Source organism: Bordetella tumbae, assembly GCF_054780995.1.
Map to the genome: position 1 here is coordinate 1 of NZ_BAAGVG010000015.1, position 22,772 is coordinate 22,772.

Genomic DNA, 22,772 nt, shown 5'->3' on the forward strand with positions numbered 1-22,772 from the left:
ACTGCGCCATATAAAAACCCCCGAAGGTTGGATTTTTGTCCAACTTCTGGGGGTCAGTTCACAGGGCACACGCGAATCGCAGCCCTGCAAGATCTTTCTCTTTACCATCAGGGCAACAAAAAAACGCCAAGCAAGAGACTCGTGCCAGCGGTGTGATGAGCTTGAGTTACTGCGAGTCGAGCCGAGGCAATCGGCCCGGCCGGGCGCCTCAAAGTCGAGCGAGCAGCCACCGTAGGTAGCGCGAAGGCGCGGACGAGGTGAGCGACGCGATGTCCGGCCCCCGCGGGCCGGACCGACTTTGTGAAGCCCGGCCGGGCCGATTGCCTCGGCTCGACGTCCATAAGCACGCCACCCTCCCTGCAAACACCGTTAACGCCCCGCCGTCTCCAACAACGTCTTGCGCGCCTCAGCATATTCGTACGCCAGTTGTTCCACCAACGCATGAGTAGGCAGAATCTCCTGCACCGCTCCCACGCCTTGGCCCGCGCTCCAGACATCCTTCCACGCCTTCGGCCGTGTCGTCTTGTCCATATTGACCGCGTTACTATCCTTGCTATTCAGTTGTTCCGCATCCAGCCCCGCAGCCGAAATGCTGGGGATCAGATAGTTCGCCGGCACACCGGAAAAGAAGGGCGTATACAGCACATCATCTATCGTCGCCTGCAACACCATCTCGCGATAGCGGTCCGGCGCCAGCGATTCATTTGTCGCAATAAAGCGTGTGCCGATATAGGCCAAATCACATCCCAATGCCTGTGCAGCCAGCACATCTTTCCCATGACTGATGCAACCGGACAGCACCAAGGGCCCGTCGTAAAACGATCGGATTTCGTTGACCAGGGCGATGGGGTTGAGCGTGCCTGCGTGTCCGCCCGCGCCCGCCGCGACGAGAATCAAGCCGTCCACGCCGGCATCCAACGCCCGCCTTGCGTGACGGACTGTGGTCACGTCGTGAAAAACCAGGCCACCGTACGGACGCACGGCTTGCACCACGGCATCGGGTGCATGCAGGGATGTGATGATCAACGGGACGCGATGCGCTACGCATGTTTGCAGATCTGCCTGCCAGCGTGCATTCGTAGGGTGCACGATCAGATTGACACCATAGGGGGCGATCACGGCATCGGGATGTGCCGCCCGATAAAGCGCCAATCCTTTCTCAATCCGCGTGAGCCAATCCGTCAGGGCTTCCTGGGGTCTGGCGTTGAGCGACGGAAACGTGCCGATGACGCCTGCCGTGCATTGAGCAATGACCAGATCAGGTCCCGACACCAGAAACATGGGGGCGCAGAGAACAGGCAGGCGGGTCGTGGCTCGCAACGATTGCAGGGCAGACATAAAGGGATTGCTCCAATCAGGATCAGTTATTTTTGAATGTTGGCGGTCTTGATGACATCGGCCCACATCGCGTATTCGCGCTCAATACGAGCTTGTACAGCCTGGCTGTCTCCGTCGTCGACGGTATAGCCACCCTCGGTCATGGCTTTGCGGAATGAGGCATCTTGTGAGACTTCTTTCAACGCTCGCGCCAGCCGTGTCTTGATGGCATCGGGCAGCTTGGGCGGAGCCATCAGGGCATACCAGCCGACCACCTCATAGTCGGGCAAACCGGCCTCGATCATGGTCGGCACATCGGGCAGTTCGGGATTACGCTCACGCGAGGTCACGGCCAGGGCCCGGGCCTTGCCGCTTTTGATAAAGGGAATTGCGGTGCTGGTGATATCGAACATAAAAGTGATCTTGCCGCTCACCACATCCATCATCGCAGGCGAGTTGCCGCGATAGGGCACGTGCAGCATCGGGGCGTCGGCCTGCTGTTTGAGTAGTTCGGCTGACAAATGATTGGATGCGCCCACGCCGGCCGAGCCAAAGCTCACAGCAGTCGGGTTTGCTTTGGCGTAATCAACGAGCTCGCCGACCGTTTTGGCGGGAATCTGCGGACCGATCAGCAACACATTGGTGTAGTCCACCACCATGCCGATTGGCGTGAAGTCCTTGCGAGGATCGAACAGATCGCTCTTTTGTACCAGCGGCGAAATCGTCAGCGTCGGGCTGGCGGCGAAGCCCAGGATATAGCCGTCGGGCGAGGCCTTGGCAGTGGCGTCCGACGCAATCATCCCGCTCGCACCAGCGCGGTTTTCAACAACCACGGTCTGTCCCAGTTTGTCGCCCAGATACTTCGCAAAAACGCGTGCGGTGGTATCGACCGGGCCGCCCGGTGCGTAGCCGACCAACAGGCGCAGCGGCCGGTCTGGATAGGTCGCTGCGTGGGCGGCAGGAACGGCAGCGCATAGCGATACCGCCAATGCGCCAGCCTGCAAGAGGGATTTGATCGGCATGGTTTGTCTCCTTGGTGTATTGTTTTGTGCGGGTTTTTCAGGTGATTTGCGCAGCCAGTTTTTCCCGCAATGGCTGCTTCAGGATCTTGCCGCTCACTGTCGTGGGCAGCGTATCGATGGGGATGATGTGCGCCGGCCGTTTATAGGGCGCGAGTTCGCTGCGCAAATGAGCGCTCAACGCATCCAGATCAATTGCCGTGCCTGGTTGCGCCTCGATAAAGGCCACGACCTGTTCGTTTTGGTCGGCTTCGAGGCGTCCGACCACCGCTGACAATCGCACGCCAGGAAAGGCGTTGATCACAGCCTCGACTTCCGCTGGATATACGTTGAAGCCCGAACGAATGATCAGGTCTTTGGTGCGTCCGGCAATAAAAAGCGCGCCGCTGTCGTCGATCAAGCCGATATCACCGGTGTTGAGCCAGCCGCCAGGCAGCAGCGCCTTGGCAGTTTGTGCGGGATCGCGGTAATAACCCAGCATGACGCCGGGGCCGCGCACGAGAATATCGCCGCGCTGGCCTGGGACCGGCGGCTCCGCATCAGGAGAACCCAATCGCAGCTCCACGCCCTCGACCGCATAGCCCGTTGCGCAGTCATTGCGGGGGGCATCGATATCAGTGATGAATAATGAGCCGGCATACTCGGTGATGCCGTAACCATGATGCATGGGTTGTCCAAAATATCGTTCAGTGTCGCGCTTGAGCGTGGGGTCCAACGCCGCACCGCCGGTATACACATAGCGCAGACGCGGCGCATGTACAGGCTGGCTGGATGCCATCGCCAGTAATCGCGTGAACATGGTGGGCACACCTTGCAAGACACTCAAACCCGGAGACGACAGAGCACGCAGCACATCTTGAGGATCGTATTTGCTGCGCAGTACCAGGCTGGCACCCGCCTGGACCGTAGCCATCAACACGGTGGCAATGCCGAAAATATGGGACATCGGTAATGCGGCGTAGCCGATGTCGCTCGGCCCGAGGCGCCGAGATGTGGCCGAGATGCGGGCGAAGTGCAACAGACCTTTGTGCGGCACCATGACGCCTTTGGGCGCGCCGGTAGTGCCCGAGGTATAGATGACGGTGGCAACCTGATCTACCAGTTCGCCCGTTTCTGCATCCGGAGCGTTGCTGGCGCGAGTCCATTGATTGCCATTGCCCCAGACCTCTGCATCCAGGGCCTGGGCGCCGGCTGCTTGCGCATGCGCGGCCGCCGCAGTCGAAATATGGCTGGTATATAGCGTCAACATCGGCTGAGCATGGCTCAGAATCACGTCGACTTCGCGTTGGCTCAGACGCGCATTGAGCCCGACGGGCCAGGCCCCTACGACACTGCAGGCGAACAATGCCTGAATCATCTGCGCGCAATTTTCCCCGACTACCGCGACGCGATCTCCACGCCGTACGCCTTGAGCGATCAGCCATTGGCTGGCTTGCTCTACGTGTTGCCACATCTGTCCATAGCTCAATGTGGTTCCCGCCTCTTCATACAAGAAGACAGCGTCGGGTTGTTGCGCCGCCTGGAGCTGCAAGAGCTGATGAATGCGTGTGAGCGGGGACGATGAACTCATGACTTCTATGGATATCCGGAATGAAAACGATGGCGAAGCGCGGTGATAGCATCGGCGACACGCACGGCAGGACGTGACAACACGGCCCCGCCGCGCGTGAGGAACCTACAACGTGTCAGCGGTGCCGAGGATCGCTGTGGATTGGCTGGACAACGTACCGCCATTGCCGTGTACCAGAGCAAGCTGCGCGCCGTCGACCTGGCGCGCACCGCCTTCGCCACGCAGTTGCCGCACGGCTTCGATCATGATGAATACGCCATACATGCCGGGATGCACGCAGCACAGTCCGCCGCCATTGGTGTTGACGGGCAGCCGTCCGCCCGGCGCGATCGCGCCGTTTTCGACATAGGCGCCGCCTTCGCCTTTGGCGCAAAACCCTAGATCCTCCAGGAACAAGATCGTATTGATGGTGAACGCGTCATAGAGCTCCACGACGTCGATGTCGGCGGGACGCAGACCGGCCATCGCAAATGCGCGTTGACCGGATTGCTGTGCAGCCGTCACGGTCAGGTCTTCCATGGAAGAGATTTGACGGTTCCACACGGCCGTCGCGTTGCCCAGGACGTACACGGGCTTCTTCGGCAGATCGCGAGCACGGTCGGCACGAACCAGCACGTAGGCGCCCGCGCCATCGGTGACCAGGCAGCAGTCGCGCACGGTCAGGGGGTCAGAGACCATACGCGATGACAGGATCTCGTCTAGCGTCGTGGGCTCTCGCAATTGCGCTTCGGGGTTGCGTTGTGCCCATTGATTGGCCGCCAGAGCAACATGTGCGAGTTGTTCACGCGTCGTGCCGTATTGATGCATGTGCCGGGCCGCGGCCAAGGCATACGAGCTCAGCGGACTGAGCGGATCGTAGGGCGTTTCGTAGGGTTGCGGATCGAAGTTCTTGCGCACGCGTCCGATTTCCGCGCGGCTCAACGTAGAGGTGCGCTGCGTGCTGCCATAGCACACCAGTACGGCGTTGCATTGTCCCGACGCGAGCGCCTGCAGGGCCGGCATCAGATGGGCGACGAAGCTGGACCCGCCCAGCATGGTGCTGTCGATGAAGGTAGGGCGGATACCCAGATGCTCGATGACGGGCATGGCCCACATGGTGGCAGCGACGCTAGCGGTGCAGATGCCGTCGATGTCGCGCATCGTCAGGCCGGCATCGGCGACGGCGCGTTGGGCCGCCTGCACCAGGATTTCCATTTCGGTATAGCCATCGGCGCGGCCCAGGCCAGCGTGGCCCACGCCCGCGACAGCCACGGCGCCGCGCAGTTGTTGTAAATCGCTCATGCTGCCTCCTGCGCCACAAAGACGACCAAGCCTTGATCTGGTTGCTGTCGCACCTCGGCTCTCACTGCCATGCCGATGCGCACGGCATCGGGGGGGATGCCCTCTACGCGGCTCATCATCCGAACGCCTTCTTCCAGGTCGATGAGGGCGACGTTGTAGTCACCGCCGGCATCGGCTTTGCGCCGCACGACGGTCGTCGAATACACGGTGCCGCGGCCGCTGGGGGCTTCCCAACGTAGATCTGGCGCGCCGCAATGAGGGCAGATCATGCGGGGGTAGAACACGGCCTGGTGACAGGCAGTGCAGCGTTGAATCTGAAATTTTCCCTGGGCAAGGGCTTGACGGTACTGCTGGTCGGCGCCGCTGGGGGCGGAAGTATCGGGTGTGGTGGCGGTCATTTTTCGGTTGCTGAAGATGATGACAGTGTGGGCAGTGTCGGGGTTGTTGGCTGGGATGACTATTCTTCATTGCCGAAGCAGGGGTTTTGTGCAGCGGTATTCTTGTTCAGTGGGATGGTTGCTTTGTTTTGCTGGCTGAGGGGATCTCTATTGAGACGTCCGTGACGGGTGCCGGGATGCCGCGTCGGCCCTATCGCAACGGCTCGGCGCAAGACCAGGCGCCGAGGTCCGCTGCGCGGACTACCCGTCGCTCAACGGGCCGACGCGGCATCCCGGCACCCGCCACGGACTCACAGTAGTGGATTGCCCACGTCCGTAGACACAAATGAGTCGTGCACAGCATCCGTCAACTGGAAACGTTGCGAGCCGGCGTGCGCCCTGACTGAGCGATGCGGGCCTTTTGAGGGACGGGTAGTCCGCGCAGCGGACCGAGCCCCCTGCTAATGGGGCGAGCCGTTCCGATTAGGCCCGCATCGCTCAGTCAGGGCGCACGCCGGCGCCTAAAGAACTCTACCCGTTGCACGAGCACGCACCCTCTTGCTTCATAAGAGAAAAAGACAAGCACCACTTCATCCCCACGAAAGCCCCGCTTTTGCAGAGCCAGATTGCGCTAACGCCCTCGCCCGTGGCTAGATACCGTCCATAAGGAGACCTCCTATGGATCTAAGCTGGACACCCGAAGAACGGCAGTTTCGCGAGACGGTGCGAGCCTTTGCGAACGACAAATTGCCGCAAGACATCCGTGACAAAGTACTGAAGCATCAGCGGCTGCATCGTGATGATTATGTGCGGTGGCATCGGATCTTGGCGGACCAGGGCTGGGGCGCACCGACGTGGCCGCAGGAGTTTGGCGGCACAGGCTGGAATGCCATCGAACGGTTGATTTTCGAGGTCGAGTGCTTCAAGGCCGGCGCGCCGCGTTTGCTGCCGTTTGGGTTGAGCATGATCGGCCCTGTGCTGATGAAATACGGCAGTGCCGAGCAGCAGCAGCGTTTGTTGCCTCGCATTGTCCGTGTCGATGATTGGTGGTGCCAAGGCTATTCCGAACCGGGCTCTGGATCTGACCTGGCGTCGCTGAAGACGCGCGCCGAGGTCGATGGGGATCATTATGTGATCAATGGGCAGAAGACCTGGACCACGCTGGCGCAGTATGCGGACTGGATGTTCTGTCTCGTGCGCACCGATCCCGAGGCCAAGGTGCAGCGCGGGATTTCGATGGTGTTGGTCGATATGCATTCGCCGGGTGTCAGCGTGAGGCCTATTCGTACCCTCGACGGCGGGCATGATGTCAATGAGGTATGGCTGGAGAATGTGCGTGTGCCTGTGGCCAATCGCGTCGGCGACGAGGGGCAGGGATGGACGTATGCGAAGTACTTGTTAGGCCACGAGCGCACGGGTATTGCGGGCTTGGGGCATTGCTATCGCGAGCTGAGCATTCTGAAGGAGATGGCAGCCCGTACATGGCTGCATGGCCGCCCCATTCTGGAGGACAGCCGGATGCGTGACCGGATTTCGCGCACGGAGGTCGACATCATGGCGCTGGAGATGTTGCTGTTGCGGGTCGCGGCGGCGCGTGGCGATGCGCCGGGGCCGGAGGCTTCTGTGCTGAAGATCCGAGGTTCCGAGATACAGCAGGATCTGGCGATGCTGCAGATGGAGATTGCCGGGCCGGACGCCTGGGCGTATGACCCGGACTGGATGGAGGCGGATGCACCATTTCACGGACCGGGGCCCGAGATGGCGGCAGCGGCCGGCGCAGGCTATGCCGATATGCGCAAGACCTCGATTTATGGCGGCACCACCGAGGTACAGAAAGGCATCATCGCTCGCATGATGTTGGGGCTTTGAGGCGGGACAGCGCAAGGGAAGAACACATCATGGATTTTGCATATACCGAAGAGCAACGCATGCTGGCCGATAGCCTGCGGCGTTTGGTGCAGGATGAATGGAGTTTTGCGGCACGGCGCGAGCGCGCGGCTACTGCGGCGCTGGATGGGCGTGCATGGCAGCAATTGGCCGAGCTGGGCGTGCTGGGGCTGACGATTGCGGCGGAGCACGGCGGTTTTGGCGAGGCGCCTGCCAGTTTATTGCCCGTGCATCTGGAATTGGGGCGTGGCCTGGTTTCCGAGCCCGTGATCCCGAGTGCAGTGATGAGTGCGGCATTGATTGCCGACTCTGCGGACGCGGCGACGCAGCAGCGATGGCTGCCGGCGCTGGCCTCAGGCGAGGCGATCGTGGCGCTGGCGTATCAGGAACCGGGGCGGCGTTACGAGACGGAGCCGTCATTGTGTACGGTGCAACCGGCCAATGACGAAGTCCTGCATCTGTCGGGGACCAAGCATCTGGTCTGGCATGGTGCGGCGGCGCAGGCCTGGGTTGTGTCGGCACGCGATGTCGACGATGAGCCCATGTTGTTGCTGGTGCCTGCGGATGCCCAAGGCGTACAGGTGCTGGATACGCCGACACTGGATCGTACGCGCTGCGCGCGCATCGAGTTTGATCGTACGCCCGTGACAGCGGATGCCGTGTTGGCGCGCGGACAAGCCGCCCGGGATGGGCTGGCTACGGCGCTGGGTTGGGGCACGGCTGCGCTGTGTGCGCATGCGGCTGGCGCCATGGAGCGTTTGCTGGAGATCACGATCGATTATCTCAAGACGCGGCGGCAGTTCGGCCAGCCCTTGGCCGCATTTCAGGTGTTGCAGCATCGTATGGCGGATATGTTGGTGGCAAAGGAGATGGCGTTGTCGATGGCCTACGTGGCTGCTGCGGCGCTGAGTGAACCGGATGTTGCTCAACGGCGCCGCATGTTGGCCAGCGCCAAACTCGAGGCGGCATGCGCTGGACGCTATGTGGCGCAAAGCGCTGTGCAATTGCACGGCGGGATGGGCATGACCGATGAACTGGAGGTCGGTGATTATTTCAAGCGCTTGACGGTGTTGGATCAGTTGTTCGGCGATAGCGCCGAGCAACTGGCGGTGCTGCAGTCGCTGGATTGAGATGCCGGGCGCTTCAGTGGCTTTGACCTGATGGGCCGCGAGCGTCAATGGCAGCACGGTAAGATTCGGGCTGTTTTGGAACTACCGGCCTCAATCGCGGATCGCTTGGCATGCCAGGGGAGTTTTTTCTGTGCGGCCACATCACATAACAGGATATAGGGAGCAACAGGTATGACGCAGGGTTACGAGCAGATTCAATTCACGCTGGAGAACGGTGTCGGCGTGATCACTTTGAATCGGCCGGATCGTTTGAACAGCTTCACGGCGGTGATGCACGGCGAGCTGGCCCGTGCGTTGGACACCCTGGAGGCGTGCGATGAGCTGCGCGGTCTGGTGATTACGGGCGCGGGACGCGGATTTTGTGCCGGGCAGGATCTGGGCGAACGCAAGCCGTTGCCGGAAGGGCAGCGGCGCGATTTGAGTGAAGGCCTGCGTAATTTTTATCGGCCGTTGATCCTGCGCCTGCGTGCGTTGCCGGTACCGGTGGTGTGCCTGGTCAATGGCGTGGCAGCCGGGGCAGGGGCCAGTCTCGCGTTGGCTTGTGATGTGGTGTATGCCGTGGAATCGGGACGCTTTATTCAGGCGTTCAGCAAGATCGGTTTGTTGCCGGACGCCGGTGGTACTTGGTTTCTGCCCCGTCTGGTGGGAACGGCGCGAGCCATGGGGGCCGCCTTGTTCGGCGAGACCGTGTCGGCTCGTCAGGCCGAGTCATGGGGGCTGATCTGGCGTTGCATCCCGGACGAGGCGTTGGACGAGACGCGCGAGCAGGTCGTACGCACCCTGGCTCAGGGGCCCACGCGCGCTTATGCGGCGACCAAGCAGGCGCTGTATGCCTCCAGCGGCAATACGTTGGCACAACAGTTCGATCTGGAGTGCGATTTGCAGCAACAGCTCGGCTATACCGATGACTATCTGGAAGGCATACGTGCCTTTGCAGAGAAACGCGCGCCCGCGTTTCAGGGAAAATAGCGATATTGCGCCACCCGCCGTGCGCGGTCGGGCGTTGTGCGAGGCAGGGGAACCGTATCCCCTGCATTCGGCGTTTCGAGGGCGCCGCCAGCATGAATTTCAGGCTGTTGAACCCGCCCTTGTAGAAATACGAATTCACAAAGGCGGGGCGCACGGGCATGCTGGTGGCCGCTCTGGTATACCGCTAAGGAATCTACATGACGTCTCCCAATCCTGCCGACTGGATCGGCAGCAGTGAAACTGTTGCCGATAATCTCGATGTTGGCCATGCCGCCCGTATCGCCGCAACGCTCAGCGAGCCCGCACCTGGCGTAGGCGACCCGCTGCCTCCGCTTTGGCAATGGGCTTTTTTTATTACCCCGGTCGGCATGGACGGGCTAGGCAGGGATGGTCACCCGGCGCGCGGCGGGTTCCTGCCGCCCGCCGATGATAGAAACCGGATGTGGGCAGGGGGGCGGGTCACGTTTCATCAACCCCTGCGGGTCGGGATTCCTGCCGAACGCCGCTCCACGGTGGCCGATGTGCGGGAGAAGACCGGCCGTACGGGGGCATTGTTGTTTGTGACCGTGCGTCACGAATACCACCAGGAGGGCGTGCTGGCGATCGAAGAAGAGCAGGACATCGTCTATCGGCAGCCATCGCCGCCCAAGCTCGTGGGCACGGACGCTCCGCCGGCATCGCAATGGCGCGAGCCCGTGGATCCGTCACCGGTGTTGCTGTTCCGTTATTCGGCTGTGACGTTCAACGGCCATCGGATTCATTACGATCATCCTTATGTCACGGGCACTGAGGGGTATCCTGGTCTGGTTGTGCACGGTCCAATGATCGCGACCTTCATGCTGGCCGCGTTCTGCCATGCGCATCCGGCGGCGCGTCTGGAGCATTTTTCCTATCGCGGTTTGCGCCCCTTGGTCGCGCCGACTCCCTTTGAGGTCGCCGGCCGTGTGGCTGAGCCCGGGCAGGCCGATCTATGGGCCGAGCAAGATGGCACCTTGGCTCACCAGGCGCAAATAAAGTTCTCCGCTTGATCGCTTCCCTCCTGAAGGAATGGTTTTTCGATGAGTAATACTCCTGCAGTCCGTCCGTTGGACGGCATTACCGTTATCAGTCTGGAACACGCGATCGCGGCGCCATTTTGCACCCGCCAACTGGCCGATATGGGCGCGCGCGTCATCAAGATCGAGCGTCCCGGCGCGGGCGATTTCGCCCGTGGCTATGACGAGCGCGTGCATGGCCTGTCGTCGCATTTCGTCTGGACCAATCGTTCCAAGGAAAGCCTGACGCTGGATTTGAAACACCCCGATGCAGCCGAAGTCATGCAGCGTTTGCTGGAATCGGCCGATGTGCTGGTACAGAACCTGGCGCCGGGCGCGGCGGATCGGCTGGGTTTGTCATTCGATGCCTTGCACGCCAAGCATCCGAAGCTGATCGTCTGCGATATTTCCGGCTACGGCGAGGGCGGACCCTACGAGCGTAAAAAGGCCTACGATCTGTTGATCCAAAGCGAAAGCGGTTTTGTCTCGGTGACGGGGTCGCCCGATGCGCCGGCCAAGGCCGGATGCTCGATTTCGGATATCGCGGCGGGGATGTACGCGTATTCGTCGATTCTGAACGCGCTGTTGCTGCGTCAACGCACGGGCCTGGGCAGCCGTCTGGATGTCTCCATGTTGGAAAGCATGGTCGAGTGGATGGGCTACCCCATGTACTACGCGTTCGAGGGGGCGACGCCGCCTCAGCGCGCGGGGGCGGCGCACGCCACGATATATCCCTACGGTCCGTTCCCGGTGGGCGATGGCGCGACCATCATGCTGGGTCTGCAAAATGAGCGCGAATGGCGGGTGTTTTGCGAGCGCGTGCTCAATCAGCCCGCGTTGGCCGACGACGAGCGGTTTGCATCGAACTCGCGCCGCGCTGCCAATCGCGACAGTCTGCGCGCGCTGATTGTGCAGGCTTTTGCCGAGTTGACCATCGATCAGGTGACGGATCGCCTGGAAACGGCCCAGATCGCCAATGCTCGCGTGAACGACATGAAAGACGTCTGGGCGCACCCGCAATTGCAGGCGCGCGATCGCTGGCGCGAGGTGGGCAGCCCGGCCGGTACGTTGCCGGCGCTCTTGCCGCCGGCATCCAGCAGCGCGTTTACGCCCCGTATGGATCCGATCCCGGCAGTGGGCGAAAACACCGATGCAGTGCTAGCATCATTGGGGTACGCGCCCGAGGACGTGGCGCGCTTGCGTGCTGCCGAGGTCGTCTGATGCCAACTGCTATTCGTACTGCCTTGTTCGTGCCGGCCAGCCGGCCTGAACGCATTCCCAAGGCCCTGGCCAGCGGGGCCGACATCGTGATCGTTGATCTGGAGGATGCGGTCGAGCATCTGGCCAAGGACAGCGCCCGCGAGGCGCTCTGCGATTTTCTGGGCACGCATCCCGATGTGCGGCTCTGGGTTCGTATCAACGACGTCTCGACGGCTTGGCACGATGACGACCTCAAGGCCTGTCGCAGTTTTCCTGGGGTAACGGCCATTATGCTGCCCAAGGCGGAAAGCCTGGCTCAGGTGCGCCATGCGGCACAGACGGGCGTCGATATCGTGCCCATCCTCGAGACTGCAGAGGGGATTTTGAATGCGGCCGAGATCGCGGCCACGCCGGGCGTGCAACGGTTGGCGTTTGGCAGCCTGGACTACGGCCTGGATCTGGGGTTGACGCCCGATACCGAAGGGGCGAATGTCGTGCTCGATCACGCCCGGGTGCAAGTATTGCTGCGCAGCAAAGCTGCTGATCTGCCCGCACCGTTGGATGGCGTGTTTCCTGGCGTCAAGGATACGGCTGGCATGCAGGCCGCCGCCGGCCGGGCCCGCGATATGGGGTTTGGCGGCATGCTGTGCATTCATCCCTCGCAGGTCGAGATCATTCACGAGGCCTTTCTGCCGCCTGCCGCCGATGTCGAGTGGGCGCGCCGCGTGGTGGCTGCGCATCGCGAAAGCGGCGCCGGCACGTTCATGTTCGAAGGCAAAATGGTCGATGCGCCTGTCATCGGGCGTGCCAGGCAATTGCTGGAGCGCGCGGGCGAGCAGGTCTAAGGTTGTGGCGGCTTGGCGGCAGGAAGGTAACCGCCAGTCCCTGCACGCCTTAGTCCACCCGTTCGATCGGTTGATCCGGCAACATCGACAGCAATTCGATCGCAGGCCCTTGCGTCAAGGTCAATGCTGGCGCGAGTTCGGATAGCGGCGCCAGTACGAACGCACGTTCATGCATGCGCGGATGCGGCAGCGTCAGGCGCGGCGTATCCATCGTTGTATCGCCATACAGCAGCAGATCCAGATCCAGCGTCCGTGGGGCGTTCTTATAAGGCCGCTGGCGGCCATGCTGGTTTTCCAGCGCCTGCAATACATCCAGCAGGTCGAGAGGCGTCAAGGTGGTGTCCAGCGCAGCGACGGCATTGATGTAGTCCGGGCCAGTGGCGTCTACGGGCGCTGTACGATAAAAATGCGAGGACAGGCAATGCAGGATGCCTGTCGTCTGGCACAGTTGCTCCAGTACCGTGCGCAAGGTGGCTTGCGCGTCTCCGAGATTGGCGCCCAGGCCTATGTAGGCGCGTTGGATGGTGGTCATCGGCAATGTATGGCGGCGCGGCTCAGTGAAGGAGGAATTCCGTTCCCGATAGGGGCGGGAACCGTCAGGCCTGATCGTGTTGCGCAGCCGGACGGCGCGGACGGCGACGGCGTTTGCGAGGTCCACTCGATTCCGCGGGATCTCGTGGCAGGTGAGCGAGTTCTTCGATCATGTCGGCACGGGTGGCGTCGTTGCCGTTGGCCAGGTCCATCCACCATTGCGCCAGCACGCTATCAAATTCCCCGGCCGCGGCACGCAACTGCAGAAAGTCGCAGGCGGCGCGAAAGCGCGGTTGTTCGATCATGCGGTAAATGGTCTTGCCCATGCGGCGTTCAAAGCGCGGTTGCATGAACCAGATCTCGCGCATGTCGGACGAGAAACGGCGTTGGATGGCGAGTTTTTCGGTTTGCTCGTCCAGCACTGAATCGGCGGCTTGAACCAGCGCGGGGATGTTGTGCTCCCCCTGTTCGCGCAATTGTTTCCAGCGCGATTCGACTTGTTGCCACAACAACGCGGCAAACAGGAAACTGGGGCTGATGCTCTTGCCTGCGCGCACGCGCGAATCGGTACGTTCCAGTGCGAGCTCGACGAAACGCTCGCCGCCAGGCTGTTCCAGCACGACATCCAACAGCGGCAGCAGGCCGTGATGCAAGCCGTCTGCGCGCAACTGGCGCAGGCAATCCATCGCGTGTCCGCAGGTCAAGAGCTTGAGCATCTCATCGAACAAGCGCGATGCCGGCACGTTCTCGATCAGCGAGGCCATGGTCTCGATGGGCTGGCGCGTCGCCGGGTCAATGCTGCCGTTGAGCTTGGCCGCAAAACGCACTGCGCGCAGCATGCGGACCGGGTCCTCGCGATAGCGCGTGGCGGGGTCGCCGATCATGCGAACCTGGCGTTTCTTCAGATCGTGCACGCCTTGGTGATAGTCGATCACCTCTTCGTTATGCGGATCGTAGTAGAGCGCGTTCATCGTGAAATCGCGCCGTGCTGCGTCTTGTTCCTGAGAACCAAAGACGTTGTCGCGCAGGATGCGGCCGTGCTCGTCGGTTTCCTGGTCTTGCGAAGCAGGGGCGCGAAAGGTCGAGGTCTCGATGATTTCCTGGCCAAAGACCACGTGCACCAATTGGAACCGGCGTCCAATGATGCGCGCGCGGCGGAACAGCGGGCGAATCTGTTCGGGGGTGGCGTTGGTGGCCACGTCGAAGTCTTTGGGTTCGAGGCCGACGATCAGGTCGCGTACCGCGCCGCCCACGATATAGGCTTCGTAGCCGTGCTGGCGCAAGACCTCACAGACTTTGATGGCATGGCGCGACACGTTGCGGCGATCGATGCCGTGTTTGTCGCTCGTAATGCGTTGGGGCCCCCGGGCCGCTGGTGAGAACAAGCGGCTGACGAATTTTTTTATGGTGTCGGTGATCATCAGGACTTGGCATCCTTTAGGTGTTCGAACAAGTCGAGCACTTTCCAGCCACGAGTTTGCGCGATCTCGCGCAGCGACGGGCTGGGGTTGGCCGCTACTGGGTGCGTGACAATTTCAAGCAGCGGTACATCGTTGATCGAATCGCTATAAAAGTACGATTCCGAAAAATTGGCAAGGGTCTGATTCATGCCCGCCAGCCATTGGTTCACGCGCACGACTTTGCCTTCTTTGAAGCTGGGCGTACCGTGAATGCGTCCGGTGTAGCGGCCATTGCGATACTCGGCGTCGGTGGCGATCAGGTGAGGGATGCCAAAAGCGCGGGCTATCGGGGCCGTGACAAAACCATTGGTCGCGGTCACGATGGCGCAGAGGTCCCCTGCAGCCAGATGCTGATCCACGATTTCAATGGCTTGCGGCGTGATACTGGGACGGATGACTTGCGTCATGAATTCTTCGTGCCAGGTGGCCAGGTCGAACGGCGTGTGCGCGGCCAGCAGGCCCAGCATGAACTCGGCCGCTTGTTCGGCGGTGAGCTGGCCCTGGTTGTAGCGGTCCATCAGGTCATCGTTGCGGCGGCGGGCTTCTGCCGGGTCGCCTGCGCGCCCTGTGCGCGCGAGAAAATCAGCCCATTGGTAATCGCTGTCCAGCGGCAGCAGGGTGTGGTCCAGGTCGAACAGCGCGAGTCGTTGGGGCATCATGTTTTTGGTGTATCGGAGTCTGCCAGCATGGCGCGTAGCAGGGGAATGGTGATCGGGCGACCGGTAGCCAGCGAATAACGATCCAGCGCATCGAGCAATACCGCCAATTTGCGGATATCGCGTTCGCGATGCGTCAGCATCCACTGGATGACTTCGGGTGCGAGTTGCAAGCCGCGCTCTGCCGCCTGTGCGGAGAGTGCAGCGAGCTTGTCCGCATCAGACAGCGGTTCAAGCCGGAATACGAGGTCCCAGCCCAAACGGGTGCGTAGGTCTTCGCGCAACGGCATAGAGAGTGGGGCGCGGTCGCCAGCCACAGCCAAAGCGAACGCGCGGCTGGTGGCCGCACATTCGCGCCACCGATTGTACAGGGCGAACAGCCCGGCCTGCCGGGCCTCGTCCATATCGTGGACATCGTCCACCGCGATCAACCGGGGCATGGCTGCGGCGGAGTCGGCATTGGCGAGCTGACGCAGGGCGCGGGCGTTTTGCCGGATATCGATGTAAGCGGCTCCGGGCGTGGTCGCCAGCCCTTTGAGCAGGTGGCTGCGGCCGCAGCCCGCTGCCCCCCACAGGTAGAGCGCCCGGCCAGGCATCAGCGCGCGCGCGGCCGCCAACGCTTCACCGTTGGGGCCGGCAATGTAGTTCTGCAGCGTAGGAGCGGGTGCGGGTAGAACGTCGAGCAGCAGCTGGCGATTCATGGGTCAAAATGTACACAAGGCAAGGGGCGCGCAAATCGTCAAAAAGACGGTCGGCGCGTTGCTTTGCGCCTGACATCGTAAAATGGCGGGCGCAGCACCCCGTAAACTCCGCAATTGTCACATACCCCACGGTTTTTCTCATGACGACTCAACCTTCTGCCCCCCTGACGTACCGCGACGCTGGTGTCGATATCGATGCAGGAGACGCCCTGGTCGACCGCATCAAGCCTTTGGCGGCCCGTACCATGCGTCCTGGCGTGCTGGCCGGTATCGGCGGATTTGGCGCCTTGTTCCAGGTTCCTGGGAAATATCGTGAGCCCGTCCTCGTGTCGGGCACGGACGGCGTTGGCACCAAGCTGCGCCTGGCCTTTGAATGGAATCGCCACGATACCGTCGGTATCGATTTGGTCGCGATGAGTGTCAACGACATCCTGGTCCAAGGCGCAGAGCCCTTGTTTTTCCTGGATTATTTCGCCTGCGGCAAGCTCGCCGTGGATACCGCCGCGTCTGTCGTGGGCGGCATTGCCCAAGGCTGCGAGCAGGCCGGTTGTGCGTTGATCGGTGGTGAAACCGCTGAAATGCCCGGCATGTACCCCGACGGCGAGTACGATCTGGCAGGTTTTGCGGTGGGCGCGGTGGACAAAGCCGACATCATCGACGGCAAATCCATCAAACCGGGCGACGTGGTGCTGGGCCTGGCCTCCAGCGGCGCGCATTCGAACGGTTATTCCCTGATCCGCAAGATCATAGAACGCGCCAACGCCAAGCCTACCGATGATTTCCACGGTCAACCGCTGGTCGACGTGGTGATGGCCCCGACCCGCATCTACGTCAAACAAGTGCTGGCTGCGCTGGCCAAGCACGGCACCGACATCAAGGGGTTGGCGCACATCACCGGCGGCGGTTTGTTGGACAACGTGCCCCGCATCCTGCAGAACGGCCTGTCGGCCAAGCTGTACCGTGATGGCTGGGAAATGCCCAAGCTGTTCCAGTGGCTGCAGCAGCAGGGCGGTGTCGAGGATACCGAGATGTATCGGGTGTTCAACTGCGGTATCGGCATGGTGCTGGTGGTGGATGCTGCTCAGGCCGATGCGATTGCCCAGACGCTGCGTGAGCAGGGTGAAACTGTCAGCAAGCTCGGAGAGATTGTCGAGCAGGCTGAGGGGATGGCGCAGACGTTTGTGGTCTGATGTCGCTGGTATTGCTTAGGGGAATCCTGCGGTCTTGTTTCATTCGGTATTTGTTCAGTGACCGAAGGGGGCAGGACTTGCAGGAGGGTGGCGTGCTTATTGGACGTCGAGCCGAGGCAATCGGGCCGTGAGGGCTTCACAAAGCCGGTCCGGCGCGCGGGCGCCGGACACCGTGTTCGCTCGCTTCGTCCGGCCCCTTCGGGCCTCCCTTCAGCCTCCGCTCCACTCGGCTTTGAGGCGCCCTCACGGCCCGATTGCCTCGGCTCGACTCGCAGTAACTCAAGCTCATCACATTGCTGGCACGAGCCTTTTGCTTGGCGTTTTTCTGTAGCACCGTTGGCAAAGAAGAAGATCTTGCAGGGCTGCTATTCGCGCGTGCCCTGCACACGCGCGAATAGCGATCGGTCCGGGCATGCGACGGGGTGGCATGGTGCCAAGTTGGAAAATCTGCTTGGCTAGAGTTAAGGTATGCGGAGATGCGTCGCACATCTTTGGATGTCGCGAAATCGTGGAGCGAACAATCTCCTGCTTGTCTATGAGAAATCGTTGCTCGAGAGATCTTCTATTTGCCACCGATGCCAAAGCCCTCGCATGCCGATCACGAACGCTATTCATTGGCGCGCCCGTAGGCGCCAATGAATAGCAGCCCTGCAAGATCTTCGTCTTTGCAGAAATCATCGTCTACGAAGCCTACGTAGACCACCCGTGCCAGCGACCAGGGAATCAGAGACTCTGCGAGTCGAGGCGGGGCAGTGACCGTGTTGGCGCGCCTCGGAGTCGAGCGAGGGAAACCGAAGGAGCGTAGCGACGAGGTTGACGAAGCGGTGTCGGCCGCGTAGGCGGCCGACCGACTCCGTGAAGCGCCAACACGGTCACTGCCCCGCCTCGACGTCCAATAGAACTCATGCCTCGTCCTGCCCCGCTCAGACGTCCACCTACGAGCACAGTCCCCATGACTTATGCCCAGACCAACGCACTTCAGCCGGCCTATCTCTCCGACGTGGCTATTGCATCCCGGTCGTGACCAGAATAGTGCTCAGCGTCGTTCCCATAGCCTTCACCATGGGACCTTTTTCCGCATCCAGCCATTCATCCAGCGCATGTGCGCGACCGAACGTACCCGGTGCCATGCGGCCTACGGTGATGGCAGGGATGCCCAGGCTCATGGGCAGATTGGAATCGGTGGAGCTGCGGTTCAAGTCGGGCTCGTAACCACCCGCTTTGATCGCAGAAATCGCGTACTGCACGATATCGGTATCAACCGCTGTGGTGCCGGCAGGGCGGTCACCTATCGCGTCGAGTTTGAGCTTGATTTCGCCTTCTTTGGTCGAGCGCGCGAAATTCTCGGTGGCCACTGCCTCTTTGACGATCGTCAGAAAGCGGTCTTCGACGCGCTTGAGCGCGTCTACGTCTTCTGAGCGCATGTCGACTTCCATCCAGGCTTCGACCGGAATCGAGTTGACCGAGGTACCGCCGCCCAGGCGGCCTATGCTGTAGGTGGTCTTGGGGTGGGCAGGGACCGAGATCGTGGAGAACGCCGTGGCGGCTTGGCCCAGGGCATACATGGGATTGACCAGGCCAAATGCGCCGAAGCTGTGTCCGCCAGGCCCTTGGAACGTGGCGCGGTAGCGTTTGGAGCCTACGCCGCCATGTGTGACACGGGCTACGGATCCGGACTCGACTGAGTAGAACGCCTTGATCTTGCCTTGGTACTTGCCTTTGGTGAATAGGTAGCGCACCCCGCGCAGATCACCTGGGCCTTCTTCGCCCACTGTGCCTACGAACAGGATGTTGTCGCGGGTGCGGATGCCGGCAGCTTCCAAGGCGCGCACGTAGCCGGCGAGCACGGCCAGGCTCATGGTGTCGTCGCCGATGCCGGGCGCGGCCAAGCGGGTGCCTTCACGTTTGACCTTCACGTCGGTGCCCTCTGGAAACACGGTGTCCATGTGTGCCGACACGACGACGACCTGGTCGCCGCCGGCCGTGCCGGGGCGCAGGCCCAGCACGTTGCCTTCTTCATCCAGGGTGACGTCTTTCAAGCCACCGGCGCGCAGCAGCTCGGCAAACGCTTGAGCACGCTTGGCCTCCTTGAAGGGAGGAGCGGGAATTTCGGTCAGGGTAATGCCGTCTTCGACGATGCGTCCGTGCTGTTCGTCGAGCACGGCCAACGCTTTTTTGTAGGCGTCGGACGACAGAACTTTCTGTACGGCCTGATCATGCGCTGCGCTGGAACTGACCGCGTCTTTTGCCAGAACGGGCGGGGCCGCACACGCCATCGATAATGCCAACACTACTGCAACACGCCGAGATTCCTGCAACATCGTTGATGCTCCTCAGGGGTTGAATTGAATCTCGACTGTGTGCCAGTTTGATTGTCGTGTCAACAATCGCTGAGCTCGCGGCTATTGTTATGGTGAGTGCTCTGTCAACGTGTGTGCGACGGCATCGATGACCTGTGCGACTGTGTCGGTGGCGAGGCAGTCTACGATGACGCGTTCGGGTTGTGCCCGTAGCCAGGTGATTTGGCGCTTGGCTAACTGGCGCGTCGCGGCGATACCTTGTTCGCGTGCCGTGTCCAGATCGACAGCGCCGTCCAGATAACTCCACATTTGCCGGTAGCCGACACAACGTACCGAGGGCAGGCCGGGATGCAGATCGCTGCGCGCATGCAGGCCGCGGACCTCGTCCAGCAATCCGGCATCCAGCATGGCGTCAAAACGCTGGGCAATGCGTGCGTGCAGTGCAGCGCGGTCCGAGGGCTCCAGGCTGATCGTGATATATCGGTGCGCAGGGGCTGAGTCACCGGCCGGGGCATCCCCGTCGGCGTTATGGGATGTCCGTGGCAGCTCGCTCGTGCGTTGCTGACGTTGCAGCAATGCGGACATGGGTTGCCCGCTCAACATACAGATTTCCAATGCACGTTGAATACGTTGGCTGTCGTTGGGGGCTAATCGAGCGGCCGTGATGGGGTCCAGCTGCACCAGCTCTGCGTGCAAGGCGGGCCAGCCGAGCTGTGCGGCGCGAGTTTCCAATTGCGCGCGCAGCGCAGGGTCGGCCTGTGGCAGATCGTCCAGTCCGTCGCGCAGGGCTTTGTAATACATCATGGTGCCGCCCGCCAGCAAAGGCATGCGGCCACGCGCCCGGATCTCGTCGATCAAGCGCAAGGTGTCGGTACGAAACTCTGCAGCGGAATAGGACTGTGCAGGGTCTCGGATATCCAGCAGATGTTGTGGGACGAGCGCTTGCTCGTCGCGAGAGGGTTTCGCCGTGCCGATATCCATGCCACGGTAAATCGTGGCGGAATCGACGTTGATGATTTCCAGCGGCCAGCGTTGAGCGAGCGCCAGCGTGGCGGCACTCTTGCCTGCCGCCGTTGGGCCGGCCAGGCAGATGATTGGTGAGGCGCTCATTGGCCGCGTAGAAAAAGTTTATCCAGCTCGGATACTGACCACTGCACCCAGGTGGGCCTGCCGTGATTGCACTGATCGGCGCGTTCGGTGATCTCCATCTGGCGCAGCAGGGCGTTCATTTCTTCGAGGTTGAGACGCCGATTGGCTCGCACGGAGCCATGGCACGCCATGGTGGAGAGCAGCTCGTTACGCTGTTCGGTCAGGAGGCGCGACACACCCACTGCACCCAGGTCACGCAGGACGGCGCGCGCCATGGTTTCGATATCGCCTCGCGCCAGCATGGCCGGCACGGAACGAACGGCAATCGAGGTGGGGCCGGCAGGGCGCAGATCAAAACACAGCTCGGCGAGTTGCTCCTGGTGTTCTTCGACGAGGGCGACGTCTTTTTCCTGCGCATGAAAGACCACAGGCACCAGCAGTTCCTGGCGCGGCAGTTCGCGGGCATCCAACGCGCGTTTCAACTGTTCGTACACGACCCGCTCGTGCGCCGCATGCATATCGACCAGCACGAGTCCTCGGCGATTTTGTGCCAGGATATAAATGCCGTGCAACTGCGCTAGCGCCATGCCCAATGGGTGTTCTTCGTCGGTTGGCAAGACCGATGCTGTACGAGAGCCTGCTGGCGAGGCCGGCTCTCGCAGCGTACTTGCAGGAGCTGCCGTCGTTTCATCCAGCGGCCGGTATAGCGCACGCCAGTCTGCGACAGGGTTGCCGCTGGGCTCCGCATGCAGACGGAATGGGACCTGGGTGTGCGGTCGCATAGACTGGCGAGGCGCCGCTGTGGAGGATCCCTCGGCCGCCAAGCCAGAGCGTCCGTCGTGCCTGTTTGAACCCGACGACTGCCATGAACCCGCTTGTCCCCTGTATTCTGAGCCGCCAGCCTGCCCGGTGCCTTCGGCATATGCCGTGGCGCCTGTTTGTTCGGCGATGTTGGCCGGTTGCCCCTGGGCGTGCCGTTCAGCTCCGCTCGAGGTGGTGCTGTGTCCTGCTCGATTCTCGAATTCGCCCGATGACGTGCCGGGAACTACCGCGGCGCCAGGCTGACCGGACATTGCTGATGTATCCGGCTCTCGTGTGGACGGGGCCTGTCCATCAGTGCCATCCGATGTCGCCGAGACCGCCGACGCGCCACCTGTCTGCGCCAGCGCCTGACCCACGACTTGGCTGACGAATCGATGCACTGCACCGCTATCGCGAAAACGCACCTCGTGTTTGGCCGGATGTACGTTGACATCGACGGCGCCTGGATCAATGTCCAAGTACAGGACATAAGCCGGTTGGCGGTCTCCATGCAACACATCGGCATACGCCGAACGCAGCGCATGGCTGACGGTGCGATCCCGGACGAAACGGCCATTCACGTACAGATACTGGCGATCGGCCCGCGCGCGGGCGGCCGTGGGCCGCGTGATCATGCCCGACAGGCCTATGGCCCCCATCGATACATCGACCGGCAAGCCGTGTTCGGCGAATTCTGCGCCCAGTACGTCACGGATGCGCTGGCCAGGTACGGCAGGCAGCCATTGACGCTGTGCCCGGTCATGGTGGAACAGGCGAAACGCAATGTCCGGATGAGCCAGGGCAATGCGTTCCATCGCGTCGACGCAATGGCCAAACTCAGTGGCCTCGGAACGCAGAAATTTGCGGCGTGCGGGCACCGCGTCGAATAATTGGCGCACGTCGACGGTGGTGCCCGGCGGCCCCGATGCGGGACTGACCTGCATGCTGCCGCCTTCGATCTGCCACGCATGTTCGCCCTGGCGTGTACGGGAAATGATCGTGACTTGTGCGACCGAGGAAATCGAGGCGAGGGCCTCGCCGCGAAACCCCATCGACGCGACTGACTCCAGTTCGCCGAGGGATCGGATCTTGCTGGTGGCATGCCGCGCCAGCGCCAGCGGCAGTTCCTCGGGCGGGATTCCGCCGCCATCGTCCGAGACGGCAATGCGCCGGATCCCGCCGCCTTCGAGGCGGACCTCGATGGCGCGTGCGCCGGCGTCGATGGCGTTTTCCAGCACCTCTTTCAAGACAGAGGCAGGGCGTTCGATCACCTCGCCGGCTGCGATCTGACTGATCAACAGATCGGGCAGGGCGAGGATGCTGCGGCGCTCGGACGCAGAGGGGGATTGGGGCAAATCAGCGTGTTCAGGCATGTGACGATTTTAGCGCTCGTACACGGGACGTTGGGGCGGCGC

The 22,772-nt window shown here is 61.8% G+C and carries 19 protein-coding genes; 7 read left to right on the forward strand and 12 right to left on the reverse strand.

The window, feature by feature from the left end; all coding sequences use genetic code 11:
- Positions 1-369: 369 nt before the first annotated feature.
- The 5 genes from ACYVI2_RS12245 to ACYVI2_RS12265 all read right to left on the reverse strand — a co-directional run bounded on the left by ACYVI2_RS12245 (position 370) and on the right by ACYVI2_RS12265 (position 5,585).
- Positions 370-1,338 (reverse strand): NAD(P)H-dependent flavin oxidoreductase, encoded by a 969-nt coding sequence (locus ACYVI2_RS12245; RefSeq protein ID WP_415821473.1) that lies wholly within the window; start codon positions 1,336-1,338, stop codon positions 370-372.
- A 26-nt stretch (positions 1,339-1,364) separates the two neighbouring features.
- Positions 1,365-2,339 carry a Bug family tripartite tricarboxylate transporter substrate binding protein gene (locus ACYVI2_RS12250; protein ID WP_415821472.1) on the reverse strand — a complete coding sequence of 325 codons (975 nt, stop codon included), beginning with the start codon at positions 2,337-2,339 and terminating at the stop codon, positions 1,365-1,367.
- A 37-nt stretch (positions 2,340-2,376) separates the two neighbouring features.
- On the reverse strand, positions 2,377-3,906 hold the full coding sequence (locus ACYVI2_RS12255) for a class I adenylate-forming enzyme family protein (RefSeq protein WP_415821470.1): 1,530 nt from the start codon (positions 3,904-3,906) through the stop codon (positions 2,377-2,379).
- Between the two features lie 105 nt (positions 3,907-4,011).
- Positions 4,012-5,187 carry a thiolase gene (locus ACYVI2_RS12260; protein ID WP_415821469.1) on the reverse strand — a complete coding sequence of 392 codons (1,176 nt, stop codon included), beginning with the start codon at positions 5,185-5,187 and terminating at the stop codon, positions 4,012-4,014.
- Entirely contained in the window at positions 5,184-5,585 is a 402-nt protein-coding gene (locus ACYVI2_RS12265; protein WP_415821468.1) for a Zn-ribbon domain-containing OB-fold protein, read from the reverse strand. The genes ACYVI2_RS12260 and ACYVI2_RS12265 overlap by 4 nt, the downstream gene beginning before the upstream one ends.
- A gap of 657 nt (positions 5,586-6,242) precedes the next feature.
- On the opposite strand from ACYVI2_RS12265, the gene ACYVI2_RS12270 reads away from it, so the two are divergent.
- The 6 genes from ACYVI2_RS12270 to ACYVI2_RS12295 all read left to right on the forward strand — a co-directional run bounded on the left by ACYVI2_RS12270 (position 6,243) and on the right by ACYVI2_RS12295 (position 12,629).
- On the forward strand, positions 6,243-7,433 hold the full coding sequence (locus ACYVI2_RS12270; RefSeq protein WP_415822542.1) for an acyl-CoA dehydrogenase family protein: 1,191 nt from the start codon (positions 6,243-6,245) through the stop codon (positions 7,431-7,433).
- 29 nt (positions 7,434-7,462) lie between these two features.
- Positions 7,463-8,581, forward strand: a complete 1,119-nt coding sequence (locus ACYVI2_RS12275) for an acyl-CoA dehydrogenase family protein (RefSeq protein ID WP_415822541.1) — start codon at positions 7,463-7,465, stop codon at positions 8,579-8,581.
- 171 nt (positions 8,582-8,752) lie between these two features.
- A complete protein-coding gene (paaG, locus tag ACYVI2_RS12280; RefSeq protein WP_415822540.1) occupies positions 8,753-9,550 on the forward strand; it encodes a 2-(1,2-epoxy-1,2-dihydrophenyl)acetyl-CoA isomerase PaaG in 798 nt (265 codons plus the stop codon).
- A gap of 197 nt (positions 9,551-9,747) precedes the next feature.
- Positions 9,748-10,578, forward strand: coding sequence for an HTD2 family dehydratase (locus tag ACYVI2_RS12285; RefSeq protein ID WP_460490314.1), 831 nt, complete (start codon positions 9,748-9,750; stop codon positions 10,576-10,578).
- A gap of 30 nt (positions 10,579-10,608) precedes the next feature.
- Entirely contained in the window at positions 10,609-11,805 is a 1,197-nt protein-coding gene (locus ACYVI2_RS12290) for a CaiB/BaiF CoA transferase family protein (RefSeq protein ID WP_415822538.1), read from the forward strand.
- Positions 11,802-12,629, forward strand: a complete 828-nt coding sequence (locus ACYVI2_RS12295) for an HpcH/HpaI aldolase/citrate lyase family protein (protein WP_415822544.1) — start codon at positions 11,802-11,804, stop codon at positions 12,627-12,629. The genes ACYVI2_RS12290 and ACYVI2_RS12295 overlap by 4 nt, the downstream gene beginning before the upstream one ends.
- A 49-nt stretch (positions 12,630-12,678) precedes the next feature.
- On the opposite strand, the gene ACYVI2_RS12300 is transcribed toward ACYVI2_RS12295, so the two are convergent.
- The 4 genes from ACYVI2_RS12300 to hda form a co-directional block, all read right to left on the reverse strand.
- Positions 12,679-13,161, reverse strand: coding sequence for a 2-amino-4-hydroxy-6-hydroxymethyldihydropteridine diphosphokinase (locus ACYVI2_RS12300; RefSeq protein ID WP_415822537.1), 483 nt, complete (start codon positions 13,159-13,161; stop codon positions 12,679-12,681).
- A 64-nt stretch (positions 13,162-13,225) separates the two neighbouring features.
- A complete protein-coding gene (gene pcnB, locus ACYVI2_RS12305; protein ID WP_415822536.1) occupies positions 13,226-14,581 on the reverse strand; it encodes a polynucleotide adenylyltransferase PcnB in 1,356 nt (451 codons plus the stop codon).
- Positions 14,581-15,279, reverse strand: a complete 699-nt coding sequence (locus tag ACYVI2_RS12310; RefSeq protein ID WP_415822535.1) for an HAD family hydrolase — start codon at positions 15,277-15,279, stop codon at positions 14,581-14,583. Before ACYVI2_RS12310 ends, pcnB begins: the two co-directional genes overlap by 1 nt.
- Complete coding sequence (gene hda, locus ACYVI2_RS12315; protein WP_415822534.1) at positions 15,276-15,977, reverse strand: DnaA regulatory inactivator Hda; 702 nt, start codon at positions 15,975-15,977, stop codon at positions 15,276-15,278. The genes ACYVI2_RS12310 and hda overlap by 4 nt, the downstream gene beginning before the upstream one ends.
- 140 nt (positions 15,978-16,117) lie before the next feature.
- Here hda and purM point away from each other — a divergent pair, with 140 nt between their 5' ends.
- Positions 16,118-17,167: a phosphoribosylformylglycinamidine cyclo-ligase gene (gene purM / locus ACYVI2_RS12320; protein WP_415822533.1), complete on the forward strand. Its 1,050-nt coding sequence runs from the start codon at positions 16,118-16,120 to the stop codon at positions 17,165-17,167.
- 1,004 nt (positions 17,168-18,171) lie between these two features.
- On the opposite strand, the gene ACYVI2_RS12325 is transcribed toward purM, so the two are convergent.
- From ACYVI2_RS12325 to mutL, 3 genes are all read right to left on the reverse strand, one after another.
- The gene (locus tag ACYVI2_RS12325) at positions 18,172-19,488 is read right to left on the reverse strand and encodes a M20/M25/M40 family metallo-hydrolase (protein ID WP_415822503.1); all 1,317 of its coding nucleotides are present in this window, start codon (positions 19,486-19,488) and stop codon (positions 18,172-18,174) included.
- 87 nt (positions 19,489-19,575) lie between these two features.
- Positions 19,576-20,577 (reverse strand): tRNA (adenosine(37)-N6)-dimethylallyltransferase MiaA, encoded by a 1,002-nt coding sequence (gene miaA / locus ACYVI2_RS12330; RefSeq protein WP_415822505.1) that lies wholly within the window; start codon positions 20,575-20,577, stop codon positions 19,576-19,578.
- Positions 20,574-22,730: a DNA mismatch repair endonuclease MutL gene (gene mutL, locus ACYVI2_RS12335; protein ID WP_415822506.1), complete on the reverse strand. Its 2,157-nt coding sequence runs from the start codon at positions 22,728-22,730 to the stop codon at positions 20,574-20,576. The genes miaA and mutL overlap by 4 nt, the downstream gene beginning before the upstream one ends.
- Between the last annotated feature and the right edge of the window lie 42 nt (positions 22,731-22,772).

Coding starts and splice junctions, on each gene's coding strand:
- ACYVI2_RS12245 (WP_415821473.1), bottom strand. CDS start 1,338: ATGTCTGCCCTGCAATCGTTGCGAGCCACGACCCGCCTGCCTGTTCTC.
- ACYVI2_RS12250 (WP_415821472.1), bottom strand. CDS start 2,339: ATGCCGATCAAATCCCTCTTGCAGGCTGGCGCATTGGCGGTATCGCTA.
- ACYVI2_RS12255 (WP_415821470.1), bottom strand. CDS start 3,906: ATGAGTTCATCGTCCCCGCTCACACGCATTCATCAGCTCTTGCAGCTC.
- ACYVI2_RS12260 (WP_415821469.1), bottom strand. CDS start 5,187: ATGAGCGATTTACAACAACTGCGCGGCGCCGTGGCTGTCGCGGGCGTG.
- ACYVI2_RS12265 (WP_415821468.1), bottom strand. CDS start 5,585: ATGACCGCCACCACACCCGATACTTCCGCCCCCAGCGGCGCCGACCAG.
- ACYVI2_RS12270 (WP_415822542.1), top strand. CDS start 6,243: ATGGATCTAAGCTGGACACCCGAAGAACGGCAGTTTCGCGAGACGGTG.
- ACYVI2_RS12275 (WP_415822541.1), top strand. CDS start 7,463: ATGGATTTTGCATATACCGAAGAGCAACGCATGCTGGCCGATAGCCTG.
- paaG (WP_415822540.1), top strand. CDS start 8,753: ATGACGCAGGGTTACGAGCAGATTCAATTCACGCTGGAGAACGGTGTC.
- ACYVI2_RS12285 (WP_460490314.1), top strand. CDS start 9,748: ATGACGTCTCCCAATCCTGCCGACTGGATCGGCAGCAGTGAAACTGTT.
- ACYVI2_RS12290 (WP_415822538.1), top strand. CDS start 10,609: ATGAGTAATACTCCTGCAGTCCGTCCGTTGGACGGCATTACCGTTATC.
- ACYVI2_RS12300 (WP_415822537.1), bottom strand. CDS start 13,161: ATGACCACCATCCAACGCGCCTACATAGGCCTGGGCGCCAATCTCGGA.
- pcnB (WP_415822536.1), bottom strand. CDS start 14,581: ATGATCACCGACACCATAAAAAAATTCGTCAGCCGCTTGTTCTCACCA.
- ACYVI2_RS12310 (WP_415822535.1), bottom strand. CDS start 15,279: ATGATGCCCCAACGACTCGCGCTGTTCGACCTGGACCACACCCTGCTG.
- hda (WP_415822534.1), bottom strand. CDS start 15,977: ATGAATCGCCAGCTGCTGCTCGACGTTCTACCCGCACCCGCTCCTACG.
- purM (WP_415822533.1), top strand. CDS start 16,118: ATGACGACTCAACCTTCTGCCCCCCTGACGTACCGCGACGCTGGTGTC.
- ACYVI2_RS12325 (WP_415822503.1), bottom strand. CDS start 19,488: ATGTTGCAGGAATCTCGGCGTGTTGCAGTAGTGTTGGCATTATCGATG.
- miaA (WP_415822505.1), bottom strand. CDS start 20,577: ATGAGCGCCTCACCAATCATCTGCCTGGCCGGCCCAACGGCGGCAGGC.
- mutL (WP_415822506.1), bottom strand. CDS start 22,730: ATGCCTGAACACGCTGATTTGCCCCAATCCCCCTCTGCGTCCGAGCGC.